We start from the raw sequence: 4,097 nt of genomic DNA, 5'->3' as shown, positions 1-4,097 counted from the left end.
GGGGTTGCTGCTATTGGCCAAGGCCAGGCACTTCTTGACCTTATCCAGGGCTTTCTTGCGATCCATGTTCTCTCCAGTGGCTGCTCGTCAGTACCCAGCCACCACGCTGGGCAGACCATCCCCGGCTAGGCCGGGGCGGTTTCGCTCAGTGGACGGACTTTGTCTCGGGGTGGATGTGCTGATGTTGAGCTGCTGCGATGCAATCGGCTAAACGGTTTGTGTCATGCAGCATGGCTAGGCGCAGAGCCTTGGTTAGTTCCAGGGCTTTGCTATCAACGCCCTCAAAGGGCTGTATCCCACTCACCTGGATGTTGATACCGCTGTCGCCTTCGACGACCGTTACAGTGAAGCTGTGCTCGACCATGGAACCCCCTAGCGTTGGCGTTTGAAGGTGATGTGGAAGTCGCGCGCCACCTGACGCGCTTGCTTTTCGCTGATGCCGATTGCCCGCGCGGCGATGCTCGGTGATGCGCCCAGCGCCGCCTGAACCATCAAGCGGGCGGCAATGGAAAGCTCTCGCAACTCCTGGACAATGTCGGTGCGTGGTGCTGCTGCCTGCTCTGGCGAGGCTGCGGGCGCTTCGGCCTCGATCTCCGGCTTGGCCGGGGCCGTGTTCGGCTTCACGGCGGGCTTTGCGCGCACCGGCTCGTCCTCTGGGCGCACGAACAGATGCGCGTAGACCGGCGTTCGGGTTGGGTTGATGACGAAGGTCGGGCTGGTGGCCTGCATCTGGTGGCCTACCTGCTCGATCTGCCCGCCCTTGGCCAGGAACTCTTCGGTAGCCTTGGCAATGTTCAGGCGTTCCTGGTCGTGGTAGGGCGAGCGAATCGGCAGCGGGTCGCGGCTGGCGTCGTGATAGCGCTGCATGTCACGCCCCCATTGCCCGGAAGCCGGGGCCGTTGCGTTCGCCCAACCACTGGATGTAGCGGGCCAGGGCTGCCAGGCCTTCGCGCTCGCTTGGCGCTTCGGGTACACCGGGCACCAGCAGCCGCTCGTTGTCCTTCGCGTGACGGGCGGTCGCCTCAATCACGTCGCGCACCTTCGCTTCCTCGCCCCTGGCGATACCGATAGCCCCGTCCGGCACGCTCGGGCCGAACTGGATCAGGCCACCGGCCCAGCAATAGGCAATGATCTTGCTCATATCAATGCACCCCCGGCGCCGGTTGCAGGGGCTGCTCGGCGGGCAGCGCAATCGCTGCCAGGTCGAGGCTGATCGGGCGGTACTCGTCGGTATCGCCCACGCGCTCGTACAGGCGCAGGTATTCCTTGGAACTGGTCACCTGGCAGGCTTCCCCGATGGCTTTCATCGCGCGTTGCCAGCGTTCGTCTACGATCTCCAGCCGACGTAGCGCCAGCACTCGGGCGGTGCGGATCTCGCCCTTGGTGTCGGTGCGAAATGCATCATTCACCAGGGTGACGACTTCGGGGCGGGCGCCCTCTGTCCACTCAGCCAAGCACTCGTCGATCAAGGCGCGGGCGGCCTGCAGGCGCTCGTCGAAGCTGATGGAGTCCTGTACCGCAATCTGCAGCTTGTAGCGGCCATCGAAGCTGAGCAGCGTGACGTTACCTTTCTTGCCGCCGAACTTTGCGCCGTACTCCTCGAAGCTCATTTCGATGAAAGCGCGCACATCGCCAAATGCGGCGGCTTTAAAGTCCGCCAGTTGGCTGTTCAGCTCGCTGGCCCGGTCGATCAGGTGGCGCACCAGGCGGTCACGCTCGATGTCGATGGGCTTGATCATGCTCTCAGGAATCAGGCGACCCTGGGCGTCTTGCCGGTAGCCGGCGGGGATGGCTTGTTGTGCGGTCATGTTGGGTTCCTCAGTGGATGGTCGTTTGTAGGTCGCGGTAGCTGATGGGGCGGCGCCATTCGAGGGTTACGCCCTCGAACAGCACTGTGATGCGGTCGCTGCCTGCCGAGGCGTGGCGCTGGTAGCCCTCGGTCAGGCGCTTGCCTTGCAGGCGCTCGCCATCCTCCGGGCTGATCACCAGGCGGTTCTCGGTCGGCTTGATTTGCAGCAACCGCACGCCCATGGCCTGCAGGTGGCGGGCGGCGGCGTTGAAGTCGCGCAGGCTGGTGGCCAGCGCGGCGTTCAGGACTTTCAGCGGGCGTTGCTCAGTGGCTGCCATGGCGTTGCTCCTTTGCTGCACAGCGAGGGTTCTGCGGGCAGTGCTGGCAGGCGCGCCAGTGCTGCATCGCATGCGGGTTGTGGGTAGGCGCCGGGCGTTCGCGGTAGGTTTGGCACTGCTCGGCGGTGATCACCTCGCCCAGGGCCACGCAGTCGATGCGGCCAAGGACGTCCATCACCCGGCGCTCCATGCGCTCGGTACTGGGCGACGGGTAGCGGTTCTGCAGCAGCAGCGTCACGGCGGTGCGGCTGACGCCAACGCGCTCGCCGGTCTTGGTGCGGTTACTCTGCTCAACCTCGCGGGCCAGCAGGCTGACCCACAGCGGCGGCTGCTCGCCCCAGGCGGACAGGTCTACTCGGGCGGTCTGGTTCATGGGCGCACCTCCAGCAGCAGCCTGTTCAAGCGTGCGAGCACCTCGACACCCTCGGCCCGCTCGCGGTCATCGGGGTGGAACTGGGCAACAGCGCGGCCTGCTAGCGCCTTGATCGGGCCGATGGCTTCGCACAACTCGGTCAGTTGCTTAACGAGCGTTGCCTTCTCCAGGCGCAGCCCGGCCAGCTCGGATGCATCAAGCTTGGCGCCCTTGGCCCACACAACCGCGTCTAGATTCGGGTCGTAGACCTGCTCATAGCTGGAGCGCTGGTAGATCGGGTGCAGGGGGCCGCTGTATCGCCCTGGCAGCAGGCGGTAGCTGGCAGGGATGCCAGGCGTGCCGCCCGCTCGCACGGTGTACCCAGCCAGGGCCAGCCCCTGCAGGTAGATCCGCGCGCCGTTCTCGCTGATAGGCGCGCCACCGGCCGCAGCCTGACTGGCCGCTTCGGCGGCTGTCAGCTCGCCCAGGATGCGCAGCGCTCGCCAGATGCATTCGACGGCCTCGAGCGGTAGGCGCTCACCTTTCTTGTTCACGCGCGGCGCTTCGGCGCCTTCGTCTCTCACCAGTTCCCAGAGGGCATCGCGGCCCATGACCTTGAGCTTTTCCACGATGCCGGCCTTGGCCAGGCTCAGCAGGTAGCTGCGCGCGGCTTCGTCTTCTTCCTCAGAACAGCGGGCGACGCTGTAGGTGGTGAACTCGGCGCCATCGCGGCCCAGTTCGCGGATGGCTTCCCACATGCGCTGGCGTGGCAGCTTGCCCCCGGTCATGGCCAGGTGAATCGGTTTCTTACCGGAGCGCATTACTTGGCCCCCCGACGCGGCGGCTCGCCGGTAAACCATCCGGCCGTCCAGGTGACCAGGTCGACCTCGCGCAGCCCCTTGGCCGTGCATTCACTGCTGACCCGGTACAGGTTTACCGCTGCGCGGCGCAGGCAACCCTTTACGCTTTTGACCAGGTCGGCCAGCAGGTCGTCAGCGATCTGCAGGTGTGGGTAGCTGTTAGTCGCCAGGCGCTTAACGTCAGCCAGTGTCGCGGCTTGGGCGGGCACCCACTCCAGCACGCGGTTATGCAGGCGCTCCAGCTTGGCCAGGCTGGTGGCCACGTTCTCTTCGCCGATCAGGACAATGGTGCCCTGGCTGGCGTTGTAGATATCGGTCAGCACGTTGGCGGCTGCCTTCTCCAGCAGGTACTGGACGTCATCGACGATCAATGGGCGACCGCTGCGACTGAGCTGCTCGGCCACCTGGTCGACCATCTCGCTCAGGGTGCGCGCCGGGGTGACGGACATCTCGCGCAGCACCGCCAGGAGAAAGGCCTTCTTTGTCCAGGTGTCGCGGCACTCGACGTAGTAGGCGCGGTGCTGGTTGGCCGAGCAGGCTGCGGCCACGGATTTGCCCAGGCCGCTCGGGCCGTACATCACCACCAGGCCCGGTAGCCCCAGGGGACGTTGCATAGCGCGCTCGATGGCGCCGGCCAGCAGGCCGACATTGGTCAACGGGATAATTTTGGAAACGCTCATAGGTGGTTCTCCCCCAGGTCAGGCAGTGGCCTCAGCGGCCGCGAAGTGGTCGTACATGCGTTGAATGGCTTTGAAGCC

At 65.3% G+C, this 4,097-nt stretch carries 9 protein-coding genes and 1 other RNA gene; all 10 read right to left on the bottom strand.

Translation table 11 applies throughout. The annotated features are described in order from the left end of the window. Positions 1–66: DUF2786 domain-containing protein (locus BM186_RS27120; RefSeq protein ID WP_139228045.1), on the bottom strand; the 66-nt coding region annotated here is incomplete at its 3' end. A gap of 8 nt (positions 67–74) precedes the next feature. Further along, positions 75–147: hammerhead ribozyme type II (locus tag BM186_RS25935), an RNA gene on the bottom strand. After that, complete coding sequence (locus BM186_RS25930) at positions 146–364, bottom strand: hypothetical protein (protein ID WP_074919330.1); 219 nt, start codon at positions 362–364, stop codon at positions 146–148. The genes BM186_RS25935 and BM186_RS25930 overlap by 2 nt, the downstream gene beginning before the upstream one ends. An 8-nt stretch (positions 365–372) precedes the next feature. Then, a complete protein-coding gene (locus tag BM186_RS25925; protein WP_074919328.1) occupies positions 373–867 on the bottom strand; it encodes a hypothetical protein in 495 nt (164 codons plus the stop codon). A gap of 1 nt (position 868) precedes the next feature. After that, entirely contained in the window at positions 869–1,141 is a 273-nt protein-coding gene (locus BM186_RS26730; protein WP_074919326.1) for a host nuclease inhibitor protein, read from the bottom strand. A gap of 1 nt (position 1,142) precedes the next feature. Continuing rightward, positions 1,143–1,808 carry a DUF3164 family protein gene (locus BM186_RS25915; RefSeq protein ID WP_074919324.1) on the bottom strand — a complete coding sequence of 222 codons (666 nt, stop codon included), beginning with the start codon at positions 1,806–1,808 and terminating at the stop codon, positions 1,143–1,145. Between the two features lie 10 nt (positions 1,809–1,818). Next, on the bottom strand, positions 1,819–2,127 hold the full coding sequence (locus tag BM186_RS25910; protein ID WP_074919322.1) for a hypothetical protein: 309 nt from the start codon (positions 2,125–2,127) through the stop codon (positions 1,819–1,821). After that, positions 2,114–2,500 carry a hypothetical protein gene (locus tag BM186_RS25905; RefSeq protein ID WP_074919320.1) on the bottom strand — a complete coding sequence of 129 codons (387 nt, stop codon included), beginning with the start codon at positions 2,498–2,500 and terminating at the stop codon, positions 2,114–2,116. Before BM186_RS25905 ends, BM186_RS25910 begins: the two co-directional genes overlap by 14 nt. Beyond that, positions 2,497–3,300 (bottom strand): hypothetical protein, encoded by an 804-nt coding sequence (locus BM186_RS25900; protein WP_074919318.1) that lies wholly within the window; start codon positions 3,298–3,300, stop codon positions 2,497–2,499. The genes BM186_RS25905 and BM186_RS25900 overlap by 4 nt, the downstream gene beginning before the upstream one ends. After that, on the bottom strand, positions 3,300–4,019 hold the full coding sequence (locus BM186_RS25895) for an AAA family ATPase (protein ID WP_074919316.1): 720 nt from the start codon (positions 4,017–4,019) through the stop codon (positions 3,300–3,302). The genes BM186_RS25900 and BM186_RS25895 overlap by 1 nt, the downstream gene beginning before the upstream one ends. Positions 4,020–4,097: the final 78 nt, after the last annotated feature.

This window comes from Ectopseudomonas toyotomiensis (assembly GCF_900115695.1).
GTDB lineage: Bacteria > Pseudomonadota > Gammaproteobacteria > Pseudomonadales > Pseudomonadaceae > Aquipseudomonas > Aquipseudomonas toyotomiensis.
Note: the sequence above shows the minus strand (reverse complement) of the source record. Positions and strands in the feature narration are given on the sequence as shown.

Excerpts from the sequence above, each read along its gene's own strand:
- BM186_RS25930 (WP_074919330.1), bottom strand. The coding sequence starts at position 364 with ATGGTCGAGCACAGCTTCACTGTAACGGTCGTCGAAGGCGACAGCGGT.
- BM186_RS25925 (WP_074919328.1), bottom strand. The coding sequence starts at position 867 with ATGCAGCGCTATCACGACGCCAGCCGCGACCCGCTGCCGATTCGCTCG.
- BM186_RS26730 (WP_074919326.1), bottom strand. The coding sequence starts at position 1,141 with ATGAGCAAGATCATTGCCTATTGCTGGGCCGGTGGCCTGATCCAGTTC.
- BM186_RS25915 (WP_074919324.1), bottom strand. The coding sequence starts at position 1,808 with ATGACCGCACAACAAGCCATCCCCGCCGGCTACCGGCAAGACGCCCAG.
- BM186_RS25910 (WP_074919322.1), bottom strand. The coding sequence starts at position 2,127 with ATGGCAGCCACTGAGCAACGCCCGCTGAAAGTCCTGAACGCCGCGCTG.
- BM186_RS25905 (WP_074919320.1), bottom strand. The coding sequence starts at position 2,500 with ATGAACCAGACCGCCCGAGTAGACCTGTCCGCCTGGGGCGAGCAGCCG.
- BM186_RS25900 (WP_074919318.1), bottom strand. The coding sequence starts at position 3,300 with ATGCGCTCCGGTAAGAAACCGATTCACCTGGCCATGACCGGGGGCAAG.
- BM186_RS25895 (WP_074919316.1), bottom strand. The coding sequence starts at position 4,019 with ATGAGCGTTTCCAAAATTATCCCGTTGACCAATGTCGGCCTGCTGGCC.